The sequence below is a fragment of the Micromonospora sp. NPDC023966 genome, assembly GCF_040639095.1.
Classification (GTDB): domain Bacteria; phylum Actinomycetota; class Actinomycetes; order Mycobacteriales; family Micromonosporaceae; genus Micromonospora.
The window spans coordinates 183,362-203,361 of sequence record NZ_JBEZZJ010000003.1; the positions used below are offsets into that span (position 1 = coordinate 183,362).

The 20,000-nt window shown below is 67.0% G+C and carries 19 protein-coding genes and 4 pseudogenes; 6 read left to right on the forward strand and 17 right to left on the reverse strand.

Translation table 11 applies throughout. The annotated features are described in order from the left end of the window. Positions 1 to 412: 412 nt before the first annotated feature. The 4 genes and pseudogenes from AB0F68_RS07265 to AB0F68_RS07280 all read right to left on the reverse strand — a co-directional run. Positions 413 to 715, reverse strand: coding sequence for a hypothetical protein (locus AB0F68_RS07265; RefSeq protein WP_357333482.1), 303 nt, complete (start codon positions 713 to 715; stop codon positions 413 to 415). Positions 716 to 1,255: 540 nt separating this feature from the next. Beyond that, positions 1,256 to 1,426, reverse strand: a complete 171-nt coding sequence (locus tag AB0F68_RS07270) for a hypothetical protein (protein WP_357333483.1) — start codon at positions 1,424 to 1,426, stop codon at positions 1,256 to 1,258. Positions 1,427 to 1,459: 33 nt separating this feature from the next. Further along, positions 1,460 to 2,296, reverse strand: a complete 837-nt coding sequence (locus tag AB0F68_RS07275; protein WP_357333484.1) for an IS5 family transposase — start codon at positions 2,294 to 2,296, stop codon at positions 1,460 to 1,462. After that, positions 2,260 to 2,997, reverse strand: a pseudogene (locus AB0F68_RS07280) (transposase); the annotation flags it as partial. The pseudogene AB0F68_RS07280 and the gene AB0F68_RS07275, both read right to left, overlap by 37 nt. A gap of 29 nt (positions 2,998 to 3,026) precedes the next feature. Between AB0F68_RS07280 and AB0F68_RS07285 the strand changes: the two are divergent. Together AB0F68_RS07285 and AB0F68_RS07290 are read left to right on the forward strand one after the other, a co-directional pair. Then, positions 3,027 to 4,652 (forward strand): DUF2961 domain-containing protein, encoded by a 1,626-nt coding sequence (locus AB0F68_RS07285; protein ID WP_357333485.1) that lies wholly within the window; start codon positions 3,027 to 3,029, stop codon positions 4,650 to 4,652. A 653-nt stretch (positions 4,653 to 5,305) separates the two neighbouring features. Further along, positions 5,306 to 5,440 carry a tyrosine-type recombinase/integrase gene (locus AB0F68_RS07290; RefSeq protein ID WP_357333486.1) on the forward strand — a complete coding sequence of 45 codons (135 nt, stop codon included), beginning with the start codon at positions 5,306 to 5,308 and terminating at the stop codon, positions 5,438 to 5,440. Here AB0F68_RS07290 and AB0F68_RS07295 read toward each other — a convergent pair. The 4 genes from AB0F68_RS07295 to AB0F68_RS07310 form a co-directional block, all read right to left on the reverse strand. After that, positions 5,419 to 5,844, reverse strand: coding sequence for a hypothetical protein (locus AB0F68_RS07295; RefSeq protein ID WP_357333487.1), 426 nt, complete (start codon positions 5,842 to 5,844; stop codon positions 5,419 to 5,421). The genes AB0F68_RS07290 and AB0F68_RS07295 overlap by 22 nt on opposite strands. A 163-nt stretch (positions 5,845 to 6,007) precedes the next feature. After that, positions 6,008 to 6,418 (reverse strand): cupin domain-containing protein, encoded by a 411-nt coding sequence (locus tag AB0F68_RS07300; protein ID WP_357333488.1) that lies wholly within the window; start codon positions 6,416 to 6,418, stop codon positions 6,008 to 6,010. A gap of 625 nt (positions 6,419 to 7,043) precedes the next feature. After that, positions 7,044 to 7,544, reverse strand: coding sequence for a hypothetical protein (locus tag AB0F68_RS07305; protein ID WP_357333489.1), 501 nt, complete (start codon positions 7,542 to 7,544; stop codon positions 7,044 to 7,046). A 10-nt stretch (positions 7,545 to 7,554) separates the two neighbouring features. Next, the gene (locus AB0F68_RS07310; protein ID WP_357333491.1) at positions 7,555 to 7,851 is read right to left on the reverse strand and encodes a pilin; all 297 of its coding nucleotides are present in this window, start codon (positions 7,849 to 7,851) and stop codon (positions 7,555 to 7,557) included. Positions 7,852 to 8,260: 409 nt separating this feature from the next. Here AB0F68_RS07310 and AB0F68_RS07315 point away from each other — a divergent pair, with 409 nt between their 5' ends. After that, positions 8,261 to 9,202, forward strand: a complete 942-nt coding sequence (locus tag AB0F68_RS07315; RefSeq protein WP_357333493.1) for an NAD(P)-dependent alcohol dehydrogenase — start codon at positions 8,261 to 8,263, stop codon at positions 9,200 to 9,202. Positions 9,203 to 9,392: 190 nt separating this feature from the next. On the opposite strand, the pseudogene AB0F68_RS07320 reads toward AB0F68_RS07315, so the two are convergent. From AB0F68_RS07320 to AB0F68_RS07340, 5 genes and pseudogenes are all read right to left on the reverse strand, one after another. Further along, positions 9,393 to 9,956, reverse strand: a pseudogene (locus AB0F68_RS07320) (transposase). A 43-nt stretch (positions 9,957 to 9,999) separates the two neighbouring features. Further along, positions 10,000 to 10,101, reverse strand: a pseudogene (locus AB0F68_RS07325) (acyl-CoA dehydrogenase family protein); the annotation flags it as partial. Positions 10,102 to 10,417: 316 nt separating this feature from the next. Continuing rightward, the gene (locus AB0F68_RS07330) at positions 10,418 to 13,780 is read right to left on the reverse strand and encodes a family 78 glycoside hydrolase catalytic domain (RefSeq protein ID WP_357333495.1); all 3,363 of its coding nucleotides are present in this window, start codon (positions 13,778 to 13,780) and stop codon (positions 10,418 to 10,420) included. Between the two features lie 196 nt (positions 13,781 to 13,976). Next, positions 13,977 to 14,417, reverse strand: a complete 441-nt coding sequence (locus AB0F68_RS07335; RefSeq protein WP_357333497.1) for a transposase — start codon at positions 14,415 to 14,417, stop codon at positions 13,977 to 13,979. Beyond that, the gene (locus tag AB0F68_RS07340; RefSeq protein ID WP_357333499.1) at positions 14,404 to 14,871 is read right to left on the reverse strand and encodes a hypothetical protein; all 468 of its coding nucleotides are present in this window, start codon (positions 14,869 to 14,871) and stop codon (positions 14,404 to 14,406) included. The genes AB0F68_RS07335 and AB0F68_RS07340 overlap by 14 nt, the downstream gene beginning before the upstream one ends. Before the next feature lie 460 nt (positions 14,872 to 15,331). Here AB0F68_RS07340 and AB0F68_RS07345 point away from each other — a divergent pair, with 460 nt between their 5' ends. After that, positions 15,332 to 15,931 (forward strand): hypothetical protein, encoded by a 600-nt coding sequence (locus AB0F68_RS07345; RefSeq protein ID WP_357333501.1) that lies wholly within the window; start codon positions 15,332 to 15,334, stop codon positions 15,929 to 15,931. Positions 15,932 to 16,009: 78 nt separating this feature from the next. On the opposite strand, the gene AB0F68_RS07350 is transcribed toward AB0F68_RS07345, so the two are convergent. Beyond that, positions 16,010 to 16,291: a hypothetical protein gene (locus AB0F68_RS07350; protein WP_357333503.1), complete on the reverse strand. Its 282-nt coding sequence runs from the start codon at positions 16,289 to 16,291 to the stop codon at positions 16,010 to 16,012. 504 nt (positions 16,292 to 16,795) lie between these two features. Between AB0F68_RS07350 and AB0F68_RS07355 the strand changes: the two genes are divergently transcribed. Beyond that, complete coding sequence (locus tag AB0F68_RS07355) at positions 16,796 to 16,927, forward strand: hypothetical protein (RefSeq protein WP_255509887.1); 132 nt, start codon at positions 16,796 to 16,798, stop codon at positions 16,925 to 16,927. A 311-nt stretch (positions 16,928 to 17,238) separates the two neighbouring features. Here the strand turns inward: AB0F68_RS07355 and AB0F68_RS07360 are convergent, their stop codons facing one another. Then, positions 17,239 to 17,991 (reverse strand): transposase family protein, encoded by a 753-nt coding sequence (locus AB0F68_RS07360; protein ID WP_357333847.1) that lies wholly within the window; start codon positions 17,989 to 17,991, stop codon positions 17,239 to 17,241. Continuing rightward, a pseudogene (locus AB0F68_RS07365) lies at positions 17,983 to 18,531 on the reverse strand (transposase); the annotation flags it as partial. The pseudogene AB0F68_RS07365 and the gene AB0F68_RS07360, both read right to left, overlap by 9 nt. Before the next feature lie 300 nt (positions 18,532 to 18,831). Here AB0F68_RS07365 and AB0F68_RS07370 point away from each other — a divergent pair. Further along, positions 18,832 to 19,506 (forward strand): HAD family hydrolase, encoded by a 675-nt coding sequence (locus AB0F68_RS07370; RefSeq protein ID WP_357333505.1) that lies wholly within the window; start codon positions 18,832 to 18,834, stop codon positions 19,504 to 19,506. Here the strand turns inward: AB0F68_RS07370 and AB0F68_RS07375 are convergent. Then, a complete protein-coding gene (locus tag AB0F68_RS07375) occupies positions 19,481 to 19,888 on the reverse strand; it encodes a hypothetical protein (RefSeq protein WP_357333507.1) in 408 nt (135 codons plus the stop codon). The two genes, AB0F68_RS07370 and AB0F68_RS07375, sit on opposite strands and share 26 nt — an antisense overlap. Between the last annotated feature and the right edge of the window lie 112 nt (positions 19,889 to 20,000).

The window sequence follows — 20,000 nt, forward strand, 5'->3', positions numbered from 1 at the left end:
ACCACGCACGCAAAGGCCAACCGACCACTGGCCCTGCTCGGCATTACCAAACAACTTTGCCTGGGCCTGGTAGGTCAAGGCCTTTGGCGGCAGCGGAAACAAGGCATTCAAGTCCGGCAAGCGGGGCGGCGTCCGGGCGAGCAGAACTTTCTGGACCCGAGGCCCGACGAGTGCAGACGAGTGCCGCCTCGGACCCGAACCCATATGGACGTCAGCGGACGCGGCCACGTTCGCCGAAAGCGCCTTGTAAGCAAGACGCCGCACAGGCACAGTCAGCAGAAAGGCGGACTCTGCTCAGACAGGCTGACAAACGGGACCAGATTCCCCAGCCGGAGGCCGTCGCTTTGCTAGGCGAGCCGTGCCGCTGCAGGTCACGGCAGCTCTCAGCTTAGGCCGAAGTGCGAGACGCCATTCAGAAAAACTTCAATTGGTCGATTGCCTCAGATACTTCGGTAACCGATGCGTTCGCTTGGTCAAAGCCAGCATCGGAAACGCCCATAATGACCCGCCAGAATTGCCTGTCACCAATATGAAGATGGATGATCGATACGCGAACTCCGGGCCGGTCGCCAGCGACTTCCGATTCTGTGTTGACGAGATTAGTGAATCCACGCTCTCCAAGCACGCTATGGAAAATCACATTCTTCAGCTCACCGATAGAGCCTAGAGCAGGGTTCAGTTCACGGCGGTCAGATCTGAACGCGAGCCCAGCCATTTCGCACTCCTTCTTTTCGAGCCGACGGTGGGCGCACCCGTATCGACCGTGACGAGGCAGCAACTAGCTGTCATCCCACATGCCGGCATCTTTGCTGACGGCCGGTTCGACCTTCTTCGTGCAGTTTATACCGCTCCTCGACCCAGACGGGTGCGTAATGGAGAACATCGAGCCATTGCAGGGGAACGGCTGCGGTGTTGGTGACGAACGCACCACCTTGAGCGCGTGGCCGGCGGAGTCAAAGTCCTGGGGGCGACCTCGGTAAATTGGCTGCTGGTCAAGCCTCTGGTAGGCACTCTTGCGGTCCGCTTTGGCGGAGATTTTCTGGCCGGCTGGCTGCTGGAAGGGGGCCGAGATGGCGCTATCGGCGCGCCCTGGCGACCTGGCGCAATTGCGGTCAGTGGGTGGAGGGGTATAAATCGGCCTGCCAAAATACGCAAAGTGATGCATAGCTTGGCAGGGCGCGGTGGCATTTGCGATGACCCTGGCCTGAACCGCCCCGGGTTTGATGGCGGCTAGTACGGCAGCCGCCGTTCGTGATCATGGCTGGAGTTCGAGGTTGCGGCGGCGGGCGTAGTGGGCTCGTCTGGCTCGTGCCTGGTGTCGGCGTCGCCAGTTTGACCAGCGCAAACGGTAGGCGATGCTGCGGGTCGGCCGGATCAGCAGGACGTTGATCAGGCGGCGGATCTCGTTGACGGTCAGCTCGATCATGTCGGGCTGAGAGCGTGTTTGAGAGGGACTTGATCAGGTCCAGATGAAGGTGCGCTTTGCCTGCCGTCGGGCTGGTCGGCCGCGGGTGATGCGGCGGGTCATGCCGGCGATGGCGGCCCACCTGACGATGCCTTCGGAGATTTCAGGGTGGCGTTCGTAGTCGCGGGCCAGCCGGCGGCAGGCGGTGAGCCATGCCAGGGTCCGCTCCACGACCCACCTGCGCGGGTGCACGGCGAAGCCCCGCTGGTCAGCGGGCTTCCGCACGATCTCCAGCGTGATCTTCAAGGTGTCGCGGGTCCAGTCGACGAGACGGCCCGCGAAGCCCTGGTCGGCGAAGACGTGCCGGATCGGGGTGGCCAGATAAGCGCTGAGCAGGGCGGTCTTCGCGCCGTCGCGGTCCTGCCACGACGCGGCCATCACCGCCACGGTGACCAACAGCCCGGCGGTATCGGTGATGATGAACCGTTTCCTGCCGTTGACCTTCTTACCCGCGTCGTAGCCACGCGTCTGCTGCCCGACGGTGTCGGCGCCCCTCACTGACTGCGAGTCGATGACCCCCGCCGACGGCTCCGGATTCCGCCCGTCCTGCACCCGCGCCTTGACCCGCAGCGTGGCCAGCAGGTTCTCGGTCACACCGGCGTCTTCCCAGCGCACGAAGTACCAGTACACCGTCTGCCACGGCGGCAGATCCGCCGGCAGGTACCGCCACGGACACCCCGAGCGGACCACGTACAAGATCGCGTTGACGATCTCCCGGTGAGGGTGCTTCTCCCGCCGCCCGTCCCTGCTGGGCTCCGGCAACAACCCCTCGATCAACGCCCACTGGGCATCGGTCAGGTCCGACGGGTAACCACGACGAGGCGACGACACCCGGACACCGTGCCCGCCCCGGCGGCCATCGTCACGCCGCCACACCGTCCACATTCGACCTTCTCAAACACGCACTGAGTGTGACGGTCTGATGTTCGGGTGTCGGCGGCGCAGATCGCGAGGACGGCGAGGGCGGCCAGAGCGAGGGTGGTGAACCGGTGCCAGGACGTCCAGCGGCGGACTTGGTGCTGGTCGAGCCCGACCTGGCCCTTTGCGGCCTGGAACGATTCCTCCACGATCCAGCGAACTCCCGCTACCCGCACGAGTTGAGTGAGGGCGGCCGGCCCGGGTGTCCAGCAGCGGTAGAAGGCAAGCTCACCGGTGGTGTTGTTGCGGCGGATCAGCAGACTGTGCTGGCCCTCGTCGTCCGGGTCACCGTCGACGCCGACGTCGGCGAGCCAGGCCCAGTCGTAGAACCGTGGTCCTTTCGATCCGTCACCGGCACTGCGCCGGGTCCACGCGGTGGCGGGCAGGTCGGCGGCCAGACGGTCGGCGCGGCAGCGGGTCTTACCGCCGTCGATCGGTACGAGATGATCGCAGGAGACGGCCAGGACGTAGCCGAGGCGTAGTTCCCGCAGTCGGGCCCGCAGCCTGGTGTTGTTGCCGTAGGCCTCGTCCGCAGCGACCCATCGGGCCGGGACCAGGGCCGCGACCGCGGCGGTGATCATGTCATCGGCAAGCTCGGATCGAGTGGCGAACCTTCCTCCGGACGGAGGGGAGGGGCAAGGTCGTGGGCGTCGTCCAGGTCGCCGACGGCATCGCCGAAGGACCGCAGGCTCCGGGTATTCGCAGCTATCTCGAGGGCGACGAGCGTGTCACCGTCGACGGCTCGCGTAGCCCGGCCATCCACGGCACGGGCACCGAGGACTTCTACGAGGGCGGCTGGTATTTCAACCGCGGCACGTTCTCCGCGCCCCTGACGGGCAATCCGGCCCACGAGCCAGGCACAAACGGCTGCCCGAAGGACTGCGACAGCCTCTACCGGTACTTCGTCGCTGATTCGATGCCGTTCTCCCGCTCGATGGACTTCGCCATCGAACATGGACCAGAGAACGATGTGCCGGCGCGATACACCTCCCCTACCTTCTGGTATGGACGTGACGACTACGCGCTTCGAGCGAGCGATGTCCTCGACGTCGGTGACCCGGTGGACGAGGCGGCCCACCGTTACACCGGCGGTGCGGCACCTGAGCAGCTCACCTCCACGTTCGAGGGCGACGATGAGACCCGTCTCTCCGATGACGGCAGGGCCTCTGACGGGCCGGTCGAATTCCGGCTCAAGCTCGACGGCCGGGCCGAGCAGGGCGCACTGTTGCGCCGATTGTCCGACCAGGCCCAGGCCGGCCAGTCGGTGGATGTCATCGTCGACGGTGAGCCCGCCGGCGTCTGGTACCAGCCTCTCAGTAACCGCACCCACCGGTGGCTCAACGACGAGTTCGAGATCCCGGCCGCACTCACCCTCGGCAAGATGACGATCCGCGTCCGACTCGTGCCGATCGACGGCGCGCCTGCCTGGCACGCAGCACGCTACGAGGCGTTCGCGCGCACCTTGCCGTTCGCCGACCGCCGTGCACCCGATCAGGTGACCGGCCTCCAGGCCGAGGCGCAGGCGGGCTTCGACGAGATCAGCATTGCGCTCGGCTGGCGACATCCGTCAGACGACGTCGGCGTAGCCACGTACGAGGTGCACGCGTCGAGGAAGGCCGGCTTCGAGCCGAGCGATGCCACCCTCATCGGCACCACCACCGCCCCTGGGCTCGTCCACGACGACCTCGCCACGGGTGAGCGTTGGTACTACCGCGTTGTCGCCTTCGACGGCGCGGGGAACGTCAGCGCACCCTCATCGGAATTGGCGGTCACCACACCGGAGGAGTACGTCGACAACGCCTCGATCGTGCTTGGCCAGGAGGACGAGCCGAACGGTATCCGCCAGCTAGACCACGACGATGGAGTCACCGAGGGCGTCAGTGTCGCTGGCCGCACCGCACGGCGCACCGTCCCTGGTCGTGATCCGGCGTGGAGCCGGCAGATGTACTTCGATCTTGACGACGAACTGGCGTTTGATGGAAGTCGTGCCCTCACCGTTACGGTGGAATATCTCGACACGGGCGCTGACAACTTCGCCCTGGAGTACGACTCGGCGAACCCCGATGGTGGACCGCTGCAAGGGGCGTTCACGCTGGCAGGGCGGATAACCAAGACCGACAGCGGCGAGTGGCGCACCGCGACGTTCGAATTGCCCGACGCGCGGATGGCGAACCGGCAACAGGGCCGCTTCGATTTCCGGATCGTGGCGGGCGTCGGGGACGCCGAGGCCGAGACGATCCACCGCGTGACCGTCACGAGGCGGCGCTAGGTTCCCAACACGCTGCCGACGGCGAAGTAGCGCAGCTCGTTCAACGCGTCAGCCCGAGCAGTCAAGCAGTCGTAGAACTCTCGTCGGAACCCGTCCAGGTCCCCGACGGCATCAGCCGGACGACGGTCATGCACACCGGTCACCAGAACAGCCCTTGGTTATTGATGCTCTTCCCTAGACAAGAAGATCATCGGCCAAGGGCTGTTTTCGTGACTCGTCGGGGTCCATCCAGGACCCTCGAAGGTTAAAAATCAAGCTAAGGCGTGTTTCGTAAGTCGAGGGATCCGTAAGAAGTCACGGCGTGGCGATGCTGATCCTCACCGCCGCCTACACCGGAATGCGCTGGGGGGAACTCGGCGGCCTGCACCGCGACAACCTCGACCTCACCACCGCCACCATCTACGTCCCCCCGATGTCGGCGCGCTACACGAAGTCGAAGGCAAGCTGTTCCTCGGCCCACCCAAGACCAACGACTCCGTCCGCTACATCCGCCTACCCCGCATCCTCACCACCTCCTCGCCGAGCACCCCCACGACCCCGTTTTCCCGGTGCCCGCGGCTACCACCAGCGGCGCTCCAACTTCAACCGCCGCGCCTGGACACCCGCCGTCGCTGGCGACCCGAAACGGGGGCCTCCCAAAGGTGCTGCCCGGCATGCACTTCCACGACCTGCGGCACACCCACAAGACATGGCTTATTGAGGACGGCATCCCCGAGATCGCCCAAGCCCGCCGCCTCGGCCACCGCCTCGCCGGCGTGCGCGGCATCTACAGCCACGTCACCGGGTAGCCCAGGCCGGCCAGTTCACCCTGGATCCGGCGGTGCCCCCACGACGGGTTCTTCGCCGCGAGTCGCAGCACCAGCTCGCGGACCTGCTTGTCGACCGGTGGCCGGCCCGGCCGGGCATGCGGGTACGTCCACCGCCGGGCAACCAGTTCACGATGCCACCGCAACAGCGTTGCCGGGGTCACGAAGAACACCGACCAGCGCGGGCGGGGCAGCAGCCGCGACAACACCGCCAGCACCACCCGGTCGGCCGGCTCGAGATCGGGCCGGGCCACCTGACGACGCAGCACCGCCACCTGATGGCGGAGCACCAGGATCTCCACATCCTTGGCCCCGCCATCGCGGGCGAGCTGGGACAACATCTGCAGGATATGGCGGAGCAGCAGGTACAGCAACGACGTGCTCATACCGACGACCATGACGGTTGGGCAGGGCTCGAGCTCGCACAGAACCGCATTTCAGACGGCCGAACCGGAGTATTCGAGCTCCACAGGACGGACCCGCCAGACGAGGCGCTCAGCACCTACAAGCGAGGGGTCAGATGGCCACGATCCGGGATTCTGGTGGTCATTATGGCTGCGTGACTCGTAGGTATCGTCGTTCGGCCAGTTCCTCTTCGCTGACCACGGTCAGAATCGGGGTACCGGGCGGCGCGAACATGGTCACCACCAGCTGCGACTGCGCGTCCGGAAGGTTGTTGGCGCCCTGGTAATGGATCACGTCGCCCCCGGGCTCGAACAGGGCGTCACCGGCCTTGAGCACCCGGGGCGGCTGCCCCTCCAACTCGAAGAGGATCTCGCCCTGCGTGACATAGCCGAAGAGCGGCCCGGGGTGCCGGTGCGGCGGCGCGCCGGGGTCACCGGGCGAGAGGGTGACCCGGATCGTCCTGGCCTCGGCGCCAGCCGGGATCAGGGCCGGCGCCTCCGGCAGGGTCGTGATCACCTCAACGCCTGGCGGCAGGTGTGCGTGCTCAGCGCTCATGTATTCCTCCAAACAGCGAGTGTCTACAGGAAGAACGAGACGGGCCATGTCGAGTCTCAGGACCTCCGTGACGGGGCGGGTTTGAAGGTGTCACCGCGCTGCCCGCACGGCGGGGAGCCGACACCACGTGAGCGAGCACACGCCGCAGCACCAGGCCTCCGCCCGCTTCGTCGACCCGGACCGCTCCGGCGCCGACCCGACCCTGACCGGGTCTTGTGGCCGGCGAACCGCCGGGTGCCGACCCACTGTGTGGCGCACCGCCCGCACCTCCGCCGACGCAGGCCGCACTGTGGGCGCCCGCTTGGCCTGCCGCCTCGTGTCCGCCTACAGCCGGCCCGGCGACACGGTCGTCGACTGCATCAACGATCACGCCCTCACCACGGCCCTGCCTCGCCGGGCGGTGTCGGCACCACCCCGGCTGGTTCATCGACGCACCCGTCCCGCCCGTCGAGGAGGTCGCGCACCCCGACCGCAGCCGTTTCGCCCGTGCCGTCGAGGCCGGCACCGGCTCGTCCGCGTCCCGATCCACGCGCGGACCCCCTGTGACGGTCTCGGGTCGCCCCTGACCGGCGTCGCGTGCCCCTGGTCGGCCACGCCGGTGTGCGGGTCAACGGTCCGGCGCCGGTCAGGTCTGGTGACTGATGGCACGGGCGCCCCCGCGGCATCGAGTTCGAACAGCGGCATCGTCACCGGCCACAACATAGATGCACCCACCGACAACCTGTGTAGGCGGACTGCCGCAAGATGTCCGTTGACCTGACGCGGACCTGCCGGCGATCGACACCGTCAGGGCGTTGGCGATGTCGATGAGCGCACCGGTCAGCGGCACCGCGAACGCGGACAGGACGAACCCGACGACAAGCCGGGGGAGTAGCTCCTTGATGCCGTAGCGCACCTCGATCGAGTCGCCGACCATCGCAGCGACACCGACGGCGATTATCGCGAGGATGAAGCAGGCACTGACGACGAGCGCGCTCTTGTCGGCGATCGAGGTCACCTGCGGCAGGACGGTGACGTCCGGCGATACGAACATCGAGGAGGCCAGGAACGCCAGGAGGCCGCCGAGAAGGTCGACGACCTTCTCGGCGAGCCAGTTGACCAGGCCGTTCATCATCCAGTCGACCATGACCGCCGCCTCAGCCGCCGAGGATGCCCTGCAGCACCTGCAGGATGACCGGGGCCAGCACCGCCAGGGCGTAGCCGATCAGCGCGGACTTGACGTTGCCCTTCGCCTGCTCGACCTGGGCCGGGTCACCGCCGGCGGCCATGTACCGCAGGCCGCCGATGACCAGGAACATCGTCGCGACCAGCGCGATGATGCCCATGACCCAGCCAGTGATGTTGGAGATGACCTGGGCAATGGACTTCGGGCCCTTGCCAGCAGGGGCGGGGGCGGTCAAGATCAGGTCGTTGAGTACAGAGATCGTGTGCATTGCGGCGCTCCACTGGGATGTGTGGGCCGCCGCGGTGGGGACCGGGCGAAGGACTGTGCGGTTCGGTGGGGGCGCTCCTCCCTTGCGTGTAGCGAAGGGTTGCGGTGTCAGTACGCCGCGCCAGCCATGCCGGACCGATGGCCTCGCCGGATGCAAGGTCCCCACCCGGCGGGCATGCCGTGGATGACATGCACCGCCCAGATCTCGGCTGTCAGCTCGAATGAACTCGCCGCCTGCCTGTCACAGCCTGACAAGACCGGTCAGCGACTCGTCGCCGGCAGCCTCCTTGTCGACCAGCCGCTTGTCCCGCCGTGCTAACTAAGAGGCGTAAGCTGCTGGCTCTGCACGCATCGGGTACTGCGGCTGGCCTACTTTCCCAGAGGGGTGGTGGTACCAGGTGAGAGCAGTCGTGTACGACCGGTACGGGCCCCCGGATGGGTTGCGAATCGAGAATCTCCCCAAGCCTTCCCCCGCTGCCCGACAGGTGCTCGTCAAGATTGCGGCGACCTCGGTGAATTTGAGCGATTGGGAGACTCTGCAAGGTTCGCCACTGTACTCGCGCATCGGTGGGCTGCGTTCCCCGGCACGCCGGACCCTCGGCTCGGACATCGCCGGATGGGTCGACGCGGTGGGCTCCGCCGTCACTCGGTTCCGACCCGGTGACGAGGTGTACGGCGACAACCTCATGCTCAAGGGCGGTTTCGCCGAGTACGCGATCGCGCCCGAATCGGTCCTGGCCCGCAAGCCCGCCGCCCTGACCTTCGCCGAGGCGTCGGCGATCCCACAGGCGGGCGTGATCGCACAGCAGGGCACCGCGGGCGCCGCAGCCGGCAACCGGGTCCTGATCAATGGCGCCGGCGGAGGATCCGGCGCATTCGCGATCCAGCTAGCCAAACGACTCGGCGCCCAGGTAACCGGCGTCGACAACGCGGGCAAGCTCGACTTCATGCGGTCCGTCGGCGCGGACGAGGTGATCGACTACCGCAGCCGGGACTTCACCCGCAGCGGCCCGTACGATCTCATCCTCGATCTGGTCGCGCACCGATCGGTGTTCGCCTACCGCCGGGCACTGGCCCCCGGCGGCCGCTACCGGTGCGTCGGCGGATCGGTCTCGGCGCTGCTGCGCGTCCTGACGATCGGCGCGGTGGCCGGCCGGCTCACCCACCGCCGGCTGGGCGTGCTCGCCGTCCGGGAAGGGCCAACCCACTTCGAACCGGTGGCCGATCTCTGCGTGGCGGGTGACCTCGTCATCCACATCGACCGGGCCTTCACGCTCGACGAGACGCCCGAGGCGTTGGCCCACGTGGGTAAGGGACGGGCCCTTGGAAAGGTCGTCGTGAGCGTCAACTGACCAGCGACCGCAGATCTTTCCGTGATCGGCGCCGCGAACAACCGGATCTGCCGATGACCGTGCACCTGATCTTGGATCGAACGAGACTGGTCGAACAAGACTTGTGAGGGTCTTCGCTGCGGGTACGACCTGCGGCCGATCGCCGACGCCGCGCTGCGGAACCCGCATGAGGAGCCAGCAATCCGGCTCTTCATACCTGCGGTGGGGCGAGGGGTCGGCGTAACTGAGGAACTCCGCCGATCAGGAGCATCCGTAGTCGGTAGTTGTGGCGGTTTCTGAAGCCGCGGGCGGTGCGGCGGTGGAGTTCGATGAGCCCGTTGACCGCTCCGGTGCCGCCGTTGGGTGCGCCACCGCTGTCGAAGTAGGCCAGGAACGCGGTCTTCTACTGGCGGAGGGTGCGTCCGAGGCGGGCGATCTCTGGGATTGGGCAGGTCGGGAACGAGTGGATGATCTTGGTGGCGATCCGTCGTCCCTCGGCGGGATTCGTTTGGTGGTAGACCGAGCGGAGTTGTTGGGCGCATTGCCAGGCCACGTAGACCTCGTCGTGGCGTTCGTCGGCTTCGATCGCGCGCCGTAACCGCTGCTGTTGCCGGTCGGTGAGGTGTTCGGCGCCGGCGCGCAGGATGGTCCGGATCCCGTACAGCGGGTCGCCTTTGGACCCTCGGGTGCCCGAGGGTTTCCTGCTGCACCCGCCGGCGGACCTCGTCGACGGCCTGGGTGCCGAGCTTGACCACGTGGAACGGATTATGCGGATGTCCGCATAACCCGTTCAGGGTCGCTCTGCACTCCCGCGAGCAGCGCCGGGCGATCACCATCCACTGGACCTGGTTGGTGCCCTCGTAGATCTGGGTGATGTTGGCGTCGCGCATCATCCGCTCGACCGGGTAGTCGCGGGTGTAGCTGGCGATTGAGGCTTCCAGAGCAGCCACACTGTCCGCGTGGACTTTGGGTGAAAGAAAGGTCGTCGCGGTCGCCCCGACCTCCGGAACCGTGCTCCATGCCAGGGTCAAGACCCGGTGCCTTCTCCCTCTGCCGAGAACGCGGGGCGCCACTGACGATCTCGGCGCAATCGGTTGACGAGCGGCGGGCTCCGGGGCGAGACGCCGTTCCTGGCGTGGCTGGCCCGGCCCTTTGACACCCGCACATCCGTGCATTCGCGGGAGGAGGGGCGGCCACGGGTTGTGGCCGCCCCTCCTCGTTGTCATTCCTTGGGGATCATCTGGCGGTGAAGGTGAACGTCCCGGAGCCCAGGGCGTAGACCGTGTAGCCGTCCTCGACCTTCAGGAACTTGGCCCGCCGCGGTGCGGAGACCGTCGGGTGGTCCTGGGTGGGGACCCAGACCTCGGCCGTGGTGTTGGCCGGCACGGTCACGTCCATCACGAGCCGGTCGGCGCTGCGGACGATGCGGTTCGAGGCCTCGCCCGCAGGGGTGGTGTAGCTGCCCTCGACGCACGGGATGTCGTCGATGCCCTCGCCGACAGCGGGGCGGATCAGCAGCTTCTCGTAGGCGATGGTCCCCTCGGGCTGGTCGATGCCCACGAGGTCGTGGACGAACCAGTCGTTGACCTGTCCGAGGAAGTGGTGGTTCTGCGAACCGCCGCCGCTGAGGTTCTCCGACAGCGTGGTCTGCCCGCGGTTGACCTGGAAGGCGTAGCTCGGCGCTTGGGGGTTGATGATCATCCGGTAGAGGAGGTCGTCGCGCCCGCCGGCGTGCAGGGCCCGGAAGACCGCGCCACCCGCCACCGAGCCGTGGCTGAGCCGGTAGTCGAAGTCCGCGACGGACTGCACCAGCGAGTCGAACACCTCGTCGCGGTACTCCTCGGGTACCAGGCCGGAGTCGAGCGCCACGGCGTTGGCGGCCTGGGTGTTGTTGGCGTACCAGACCCGGCCGGTCTCGGCGTCGACGTGCATGTAGTCGGCGTTGTACTCCTCCTTCAGGTCCGCGGCCAGGTCGGCGTACTTCTGCGCGTCGGCGGTCTTGCCGAGCTTCTCGGCGATGAGGGCCAACACCTTGGCTCCCTCGTAGTAGCCGAGGTCGATGATCGCCTGCGACGGGTTGGTCGCCTGGGCAGCGGACCAGTCGCCGAGGCCCGGGATCTCGAGCCGGATGCTCTTGATGCGGGTCTCATAGTCCAACCACTTCACCATGGCGTCGTAGTTGGGCTCGAAGGTCGAGGTGTCTCCATACACCTTGTACAGCTCCCACGGAATGCGGATCACCGCGCCGCCCCAGTTGGGCTCGTCGAGGAACGAGAAGGTGCTGCCCGTTGTCTCCAGGCTGTACGGGCTGATGGTGTGGTACTCGGGCGCGATGTTCGCGATCAAGCCGTTGAACCGCTCGTCGTTGTACGCGGTATTGCCCGTCAGCCTGTAGCGCAGGTCGGAGACGGCGTTCGGCCGTTGCGAGGCGCGCATGTTCGCCACCAACTGGGCCTGGTAGGCGCGCATGTCGTACATCGTCAACTCGGCGTCGATGTTATGCAGGTTGTCGCCGGTGTAGGGGCCCTTCTCCCGGTTCGGGCAGTCGGTGAGCACCGAGATCATGTTGCCCTGGAGCGCCCGCTTGGTGATGCCGTAGATCGAGTTCAGCATCGCATCGCAGGTCTCAAACTCCGCGGTCTCCGGGTTGGAGGCGTGGGTCACCAACAGCTTGACCGTGTCGGCCGTCGGCGGGCTGGGCAGACCGCGGACCACCACGTAGCGCTGCCCGTTGTAGGTGAACTGGGCGTGCCACGTCTCGTGTCCCGTGCCGGCGAAGGTGTAGCGGTAGATGCCGGACTGGGAGACCGTGTTGTAGTTCGTCGGCGGGGTCGGGGACTCCGACCCGAGCAGGCTCACCGTGGTTCCCGCCGGAGCGCTCCCTGTCACCTTCAGGAGGCCGACCAGGTTGCGGCCGAAGTCCAGCACGTAGGCGGGCTTCGGTTCACTCGTCAGTGCCGCTCCCTGTGATACCTCTGCGGTCAGCGCCGGGGTGATCGTGATGCCCGTTCCCGCCCCGCGGACCGTGGTCCCCTGGCTGTGGGCCGACCGCAGACCCGGAGTGACGGTGACCGTCCCTGGAGAGTTGTTGCCGGTGCCGTTGCGCGTAACTCCCGTCACGATGACGGACTCCGCCTCAGAGCCGGTACCGACCACGATCGGCTGGCCGATGACGAAGTTGGCCGAGCCTTCGCAGGCCGCGTTGCGGCAGGCAGCGCCGAGGGCGGACACACCTATCGACGTCGCGCCGGCGGCAGCCGCTGCATTCAGTGTCGTCGCGGCCTTCGCGGCGACGCCGACCTCGGTCACGGTGTGCCGCTGGCCGGCCACGGTGATCGTGTCGCCGGTGAAGATCCCGGTGGTCGTGGCGACCTTCAGGTTCGCCTCACCGGCGGCGGCCGGGGCGACCACCGTGGTGTTGGCCGCAGCCGGCTGGACCTCGGTGATCGACACCGGCCGCGCCTCCTCCGCCACGGTCACCGGCGGCCTGGGGTCGGCGACCAGCGGGGTCGTGTCCCGCGGGATCGTGGTGCCGTCCAGGTCCGCGATGGCGGCATGGTGCCAGCTCGGGTCGCGCAGGCTGCGGGACGACCCGGTCCAGCCGGTGCGCATGATCCGGGCATCGTAGTCCTCCCCCGCCCACCATGACGAGAACACCGTGGGGCCGGACCTCGCCAGCCACGACTCGTCGGTCGCGATCGTCTGCACCCGGCCGTCGACGTACCTCAGCTCCAGCTGCGCGCGCACCTTGGGAGTCCCGAGCAGGTCGTTGTTGCCCGGCTGGAACATGTAGCGACCAATGGAGCCAGTGTCGACCTGCTGCAGGGCGCCGCTGCCTACTTCCATGCCGAGGACGTTGTCGTTGCGCTCGAGCAGCCGGGTGACGTCGTAGGTGCGGTAGTTCACCTCGTCCCAGTAGCCGGTCTGTCCCGGCTCGAGGACGGCCTTGCCGATGGGCCGGCCGTTCAGAGTCGCGGCGTACTGCCCCAGCCCGGTCGCGTACAGCGTCGCGGAGGCGACCGGGCGCTTGAGGTCGAACTCCTTGGCGAACACCGGAAGCGGGTTGGGCACGCCGTCGGTCTGGTAGGTGGACTCCGGATCCTCGATCCACTCCGCGGACCAGTCGGACTGCTTCAGCAGCCCGACCGTGAAGGTGGACGTGTCGCTCCACGGCGAGACGTTGCCGTTGGCGTCCCAGACCCGCGCCCGCCAATAGACGGCCTCACGCGACCGCAGGGTCCTGCCGAACTCGACCGACTGCTCGCTCGAGCGGACCTTGCCGGTGTCCCAGATCAGCTTGCCGGACTTGAGGTTCTTCTCCGACGAGGCGGCCTCGACCTCGTAGGCGGTCTGCCGGTCGAGCGCGCACGTGCCCCTGGCGCTCGGGTCGAAGCACGGGTTGCCCCTGACGTCCTTCGACGTCATCCGCCACGCCAGGGTCGGCCTCGGGTCGCCGATGCCCAGGCGTTCGCCCGGCAGACTGTCAACGCTCAGGTCGACGACCCTCACGGCGTCCCTCGCGTCGAAGCCGGGCGGGCCGGCGTACCCGGACGAGGTGGTCAGCAGCACCACCAGGGCGATCGCGGCGAAGGCGCCCACCGTCCCGCGCGTAATCCGATGGCGCATCATGCACCGTCCCCGGTCGTGCCGGACGCGAGCACCCGCTCGCCCGTAGCCGCGTGTCTTGCCCGTCGACTCATCGTTCGCACTCCTCTGTGGTGCTTGAATCGGATGTCAGTCGGTGCTCGGCGTGGGTGACGTGCCCGGCGCGTTGAAACGTTATAATCACGGGATGTTAGGGATCCGTGACGTCCGTCACAAGATGGGTGGAGCGAAGTGACCGGATCCGGCCAACCGGCCAGCCGACGGAGTACTCGACCCGCATGCCGGGGTCATCGGCGGTGGCGGGGTGGTTCAGGGTGGTGATCCAGTCCAGGAGTTTGTGGGTGGCCCCGGCGCCGTCGGCGGTGATCAGCAGGTTGCGCCGCCAGGCCGGCGGGATCTGCGCGATGGCCCGGGTCAGCACCCGGATGTGATCATCGGCGTCGTTCGCGCCGGCACTGCCGCGGCGTAGCTGCATGGCCAGGCATTCACGGGTGTTGTCGCAGAACACGGCCAGGGGGTGGTGGCCGAACCGGCCGCGCAGCCGCTGGGCCAGTTCCTTGTTGGAGGTGGCGTCGATGAAGTGCGCGTCAACCCGCAGCACGATCTGCTCGCCGAGGTCACCGGTGGGCACCACGGCTGGGGGATCCGGCCGTGGCGGGCGACAATGAGACTCCACACCCGGGCACGCACTCGGGCGCGGGCGGCGTCAAGGTCTTCCAGGCAGGCGGCGTCGACCTCGCGCAGGGTGCGGCACAGGGTGGCCGGGGAGGCCACCTGGCCGAGTAGGTTTCCTGGTGGCGTAGCACGTCGATGGCGCACAGCGTGTTGCCGCCGTCGGCCATCATGACCGCCGCGTCGACCAGGACCCGGCCCCGGTCATGGTCAGGGGTGAAGTCGTCGCGGTGCAGGGTGTCGGACAAGGCTTTGGTCAGGCCGGCGCGGTCGGCGGTAAGGCGCAGCGCGGCGGCGCCCGCGTGGGCGATGAGGTTCTCGCCGTTGGTGGTGACGGCCAGCCGGGTGTTCCATCGGGTAGTGTCGTGCACGCGAAAGTGCCTTTCGGTTTGGGATTCTTCTAGCTTCGACACCTAGATTTCCCAGGTCAGAGGCACTTTCTTTGTCTGCATGAGACACATTACACCAAGATCCTGAAACGCCGAGGTAGAGAGGCAGCGCTGGCTGACCGGAGAATGCGCCTGGCCACGACGATGCTTGGCATGCCGGTCGCGGTCGGGTCCGCGTTGTGCTTGGCCAGGTCGAGCAGCCCCGGCCAGGACCGCGGCGTCGGCCGGGGCCAGCGCCGGCAGGTCCTGTGTGTAGCCAGCACGTACGCCTCGGTGACGAAGCGGTCGACGTAGTACAGGCCGTCCGCGGCGCCGACCGCAAGGACGGCTTGATCAGGTGCACGCACATGCCGCCGTCCGTGCGCGCAGGTAGACGACGAGCCGTCACGCTCGGTGTTCGGCGTCCCGTGGTGCCCGGCATCCTGAACTGCCGATGTGCGGATGTTGTGGTTTGCGGCCGTGTTGCCCCAGCCGGGATAGTGAGATGGTGCCGAACCTGGACTTTTACGCTGCAGACGACGATTGGTCCGCGGTCCTCGAGAGCGTCTTCGATTTCGGCTTGTTCCGTGTCTTCGAGTCCGACTCGGAGCCGGACTGCGAGCTGCGAGAGTTCCAAGCCGCCACTGACGTTCCCGACGGTCCACGGGGACGACACATAGCGTTGTTCGTCGTCGGGGCTGGGCCGGAGCCCACGGCCAGGCGGATCGACTTTCTTCCGGGCGTGAGTGAAGACACGACGTTCCGGTACTGCTGCGAGGGCTGGGGTCTCATTCAGCTCTACTACGGCGGATCCATTGGGGCGCAGGAGTTGCGATGGAGCCATACCAACCACAACACGGAGAAGCGTGCCTCGGCGTGGGCGACAACCGTGCCACGACTCGGTGATCCTGCCGCCTGGAACTGGGCGGCGGTAACAGGCGCCTCCGGCAAGCTCAATCGGGTCATTCGCCGGATGGCCGTGAGCAAGATCGGCTCGCACCCCGTGCTGCCGCACGCCGCGCAGTTCATCGCGCAGGCCGGCTCGCAATACGAGTACGGCACGGGCATCCACGCGACTCCGTCCTACGGCATGAGCCGCCGATGAACAGTGCACGGATGTCGCAGATCAGTTGGCGGACGACTATCGCGCATCAGCCGACGGAGGACCCTGAAGCATTGGCTGCTACTCGTAGACGGTGGCCATGACGAGGGCTTCGGCGAAGAGCTTCCAGCTGGGTGGGTCGGGGAAGGTCTCACCTAAGTTGCGGTAGACCTGTGGGAGAGCGTTGAGAGATCTTGATAGGGCTTCGAGGAAGCTCTCCAGCGTCGTGTTTTCCCACTCGCCCGGGTGCGCGTCGAGGTCGGCGAGCATCTCGTCGACGATGCGTGCGACGTCCGCGAGGGAGGCGACCTGGTCGAGGTCACTGGTCGCGGCGGGCCGACCGCTGTCGTAGGGGCTGCTCATCAAAGCATCGTGCCTCCCTTGGGTTCTGTGTGCGTCTTGCGGGGTCGGCTCACCTTCAGGTTGCGCACCCGGCTGGTCGGTGGTGCGTCGGACGATGCGGGTGCCGTCGTCGTAGGCGATGGCCAGCTCGGTGTCGGTGACGTGGATGGTGACGGTCTTGCGGCGTGGAACCGGCCGAGCGCGACTTTCTGCCCGACCACCATGACGACTCAGTGCGGGCAAAGACCACGTCCCGTTGACCGACCCCGGATATCACCGACAGCACAGAGGCGACCCGGCTCCGGCGGGATCCTGAAGCGGGCTCCTACGGCCCGGTTTGACGCGCGCCCCGGTAGGGAAGGTTCGCGGACACCTCAATGAAGGAGGCTGTATGGAGACGTCCGCTAGCGTCGGGCGCAGTTGCCGACAGTCGAAACGTCCATACGGTGCGGCGCATCTTGCAGCGCCGACCGCGAGGGGGCCAGCCTAATGGCTCGCGTCGGTCGCTACGGAATCCCAGGGTTCGTGTGGTTCCTGATCTGGCTCGTCGTCTGCATCTTGATCGTCATCCTGTTGGCGATGCTCATTCACCACTTCGGAGGCGCCTCGCTATCACTCAAGCTCGGCCACTTCTACCTGAACATCGGGGTCACCTGACCCGCCAGATCGTCGACACTTCGGCGCCGGTATTGCACAAGCCGTGTTAGCCGTCACCTTTGGTGACGGCTAACACGGCTTGGAAGCGAGCAAGCGCTAGGCCCTGTTTCGCGGACCGATTCGGACGGTCCCGCCGAGGCTAGCGGCCAGATGGTCAACGCCGTCGGTCGCACAGCCATCCGTACAGCCAAGGACGGCCGCAGCGACCGACGACGCCCGACAACCACGCACGGACTGACCAGAGGCGCGACCGCCTGACTAAAGGACGTCTCGTAACTCGGTGAAGGCGTTGCCCGTGACCGCGCTGGGGCTCAGCCGACGAGGGCGATGTTGTGGAGGTGGGCGATGGCGGACGCGGTGTCGGTCGATGTGCTGGCAGCGCGGCGGTAGTCGCGTAGGATCTTCCAGCACTTCATCCTGGCCAGGGCGTGTTCGACCTGGGCGCGGACGGTGCGGTGCTGGGCGTTCAGTTCTTCCTTCCAAGCAGGTAGCGGGCTGCCGTCGCGGTTCTTGCGGTAGGGGATGATCACGTCGGGGTTGCCGCGGTAGGCGCCGTCGGCCATGACGGGCCTGCCGGCCAGCTTTTGGTCGATGCCGCTGGTGCGGTAGACGATCGTGTCGTTGCGGTTGCCGGGTTGCGGGTCGCCGAGGGCGATGACGAGGCGGGCGGTGGCGTCGATGGCGACCTGCAGATTCGTCGAGTAGCGGTAGTTCTTGCTCGGTGCGGCCAGACGGTGGTCCCGGGTGGGGATCGGGGTGCCGTCGACGATGGCGATCTGGTCGACCGGGCGCCGTCGCACCGGGGCCAGGGCCAGTAGCGGTCCGAGCGTGTCGATGACTCGGTGTGCGGCGGAGTGCGAAACTCCGAACAGCGGGCCGATCTGGCGCATGGTCAGGTTGGTGCGCCAGTACACGGCGACCAGCAGCACCCGGTCGGGCAGGTCGAGGGCCCACTGCCGGCCCGGCCGGCAGTCAGCGATGGCGTCGCCGCGGCGTTCGGCGACCAGACGGACCAGCCGGCGGAACTGCGCCGGCAGCACCGCCAGCTCGCCGGTGTTGTCGATCCAGCACCCGAGGCTGTGGAACCCGAACGTCTTCTTGTAGGTGCCTTCGGCGTTTTCCTTGGCCGAGTGGGCGATCGTGAGCGTGCTGTCAACGCGAAGCACGATCGTACGCCCGCAGCTGACAGCGCCGGCGTAGCTCGACGCGGGTACTCCGGCGGGCAGCCGGTTCCATAGGTGCGCCCGCGCGGCGGCGCGGGCGTCATCGATGCGGTGCAGGTCGCGCTCGCTGATCTCACCGAGAGCGCGCAGGGCGGTGGTATCCGAGGCGACCGGCCCAAACACCTGGCCCTGGGCGCGCAGGGCTTCGATGTCGACGATGTCGGTGCCGCCTGCGGCGATCGCACAGGCGATGTCGGTGAGCACCCGGCCGCGGTCGTGGACTGGCCGGAAGCCTGGCCGGGTAAGGATTGTGGAGATGGCATGGGTCAGTCCGGTGCGGTCGGCGAGCATCCGCAACGCGGCCACCCCGACCAGGCTCACCACGCCGTCGCCGTCGGCGCTGACGCGGAGATCTTTGGACCATCCGGTAAGCTCATGCACGTCGGAAGTGCCTCCGAGCTAGAGGAATTGGTAGATGTCGCAATCACCATTTTCCCTTGTGCGGCAGGCACTTTCGCGTATCCAGACCTCACGAAACGGTCACAAGGCTACGACCGAGTGCATGTCTAGGGCTAATGGCGCGACGCCTCGCGGATTGGCCACGCCCGCGGCTGTTCTTCATCGGTTGTCTGCCGGCCGGTAGATCAAGACCCAGTTGGCCGTCGCGCGGGCTTGCCCTGGCACAAGACGGTCACTGCGTCGCGGGCCACAGAACTCGTCGTGTTGATCTAGGGTGATGCGGTGACCGCCAAGCCCGTGACGACAGTACTGTTCGACTTCGCCTGGACTCTGTTCGCCCGCGATTCGGAGCGCTGGGTGGGCAACGCGGCGGCATCGATCGACCGAACATTGGCTGCCGGCGAGGCGCACCGTATTGCCGGCGACTTCGCGGAACTGTTGCGGGAGACGGCCACGGATCCGGCCCACATCGCCCGGGATCTGGATCCGCGGGTCTGGGATCGGGCGATCCTCGCCGCGCTGGAACAGATTCCTGGGGTGGACCAGGCGTTGGCATCGGTCTTGCACGAAACACACGCCGAGGCGATCGAGCCGTACGCCGACACCGTCGCCACCTTGTCCGAATTGCGTGATGGCGGTGTTCGCATCGGCGTCGTCAGCAACGTCGGCTGGGACATCCGCAAATGCTTTGCTCGTCACGGACTCGACGGCATTGTCGATGCGTTCGTACTGTCCTACGAGGTCGGCTTCGTCAAACCGGACCCTCGGATCTGGGGCGCTGCCCTCGAAGCCCTTCAGGCCGCACCTGGCCAGACCCTGATGGTCGGTGATCATCCCGCTGGCGACGGCGGATCGGTTTCCGCTGGCATACCAGCGCTGCTCCTGCCCATGGTGGATTCGCCCGCGCAGGAACGCGGCTTCGAATACGTGCTCAGGCTTGCCCAGGTTCCGTCGTGACGGTCTGTCGCCGGTTCATTGTCTGAGGCTGCCGGGGGTGGAGGGGCTCAGTAGAGGTATACGTCGACCAGGAATGCGACAACCCGGCGAGGAGCGCGTACGCGGTGGTGCGTCGTGCGGGTTGGGCCGGAAGCGCCGCCAGCGCGCGCAGAGCGGTGGTGTCCGAGGCGACCGGTCCGAATACCTCTGCTTGAGCCCGCAAGGCTTCGATGTCGACGATGTCGACCCCGCCCGCGGCGATCGCACACGCCATGTCGACCAGGACCCGGCCGCGGTCATGGATCGGCCGGATCCCAGGCCGGGCAAGGATTGCCGATATCGCCTGCGTCAGACCGGTGCGGTCGGCGAGCATCCGCACCGCGGCCACTCCGACCATGCTCACACGCCGTCACCGTTGGTGCTGACGCGAAGATCTGCCGACCATCCGGTAACCTGATGCACTTCGGAAGTGCCTCCTCGCAAGAGATCACGGTAGATGTCGTAATCACCATTTT

What these genes read in the sequence shown, in the direction of transcription:
- AB0F68_RS07345 (WP_357333501.1), top strand. Translation starts at nt 15,332, where the DNA reads ATGGTGCCGAACCTGGACTTTTACGCTGCAGACGACGATTGGTCCGCG.
- AB0F68_RS07295 (WP_357333487.1), bottom strand. Translation starts at nt 5,844, where the DNA reads ATGAGCACGTCGTTGCTGTACCTGCTGCTCCGCCATATCCTGCAGATG.
- AB0F68_RS07305 (WP_357333489.1), bottom strand. Translation starts at nt 7,544, where the DNA reads ATGGTCGACTGGATGATGAACGGCCTGGTCAACTGGCTCGCCGAGAAG.
- AB0F68_RS07350 (WP_357333503.1), bottom strand. Translation starts at nt 16,291, where the DNA reads ATGAGCAGCCCCTACGACAGCGGTCGGCCCGCCGCGACCAGTGACCTC.
- AB0F68_RS07310 (WP_357333491.1), bottom strand. Translation starts at nt 7,851, where the DNA reads ATGCACACGATCTCTGTACTCAACGACCTGATCTTGACCGCCCCCGCC.
- AB0F68_RS07300 (WP_357333488.1), bottom strand. Translation starts at nt 6,418, where the DNA reads ATGAGCGCTGAGCACGCACACCTGCCGCCAGGCGTTGAGGTGATCACG.
- AB0F68_RS07270 (WP_357333483.1), bottom strand. Translation starts at nt 1,426, where the DNA reads ATGATCGAGCTGACCGTCAACGAGATCCGCCGCCTGATCAACGTCCTG.
- AB0F68_RS07290 (WP_357333486.1), top strand. Translation starts at nt 5,306, where the DNA reads ATGCACTTCCACGACCTGCGGCACACCCACAAGACATGGCTTATTGAG.
- AB0F68_RS07265 (WP_357333482.1), bottom strand. Translation starts at nt 715, where the DNA reads ATGGCTGGGCTCGCGTTCAGATCTGACCGCCGTGAACTGAACCCTGCT.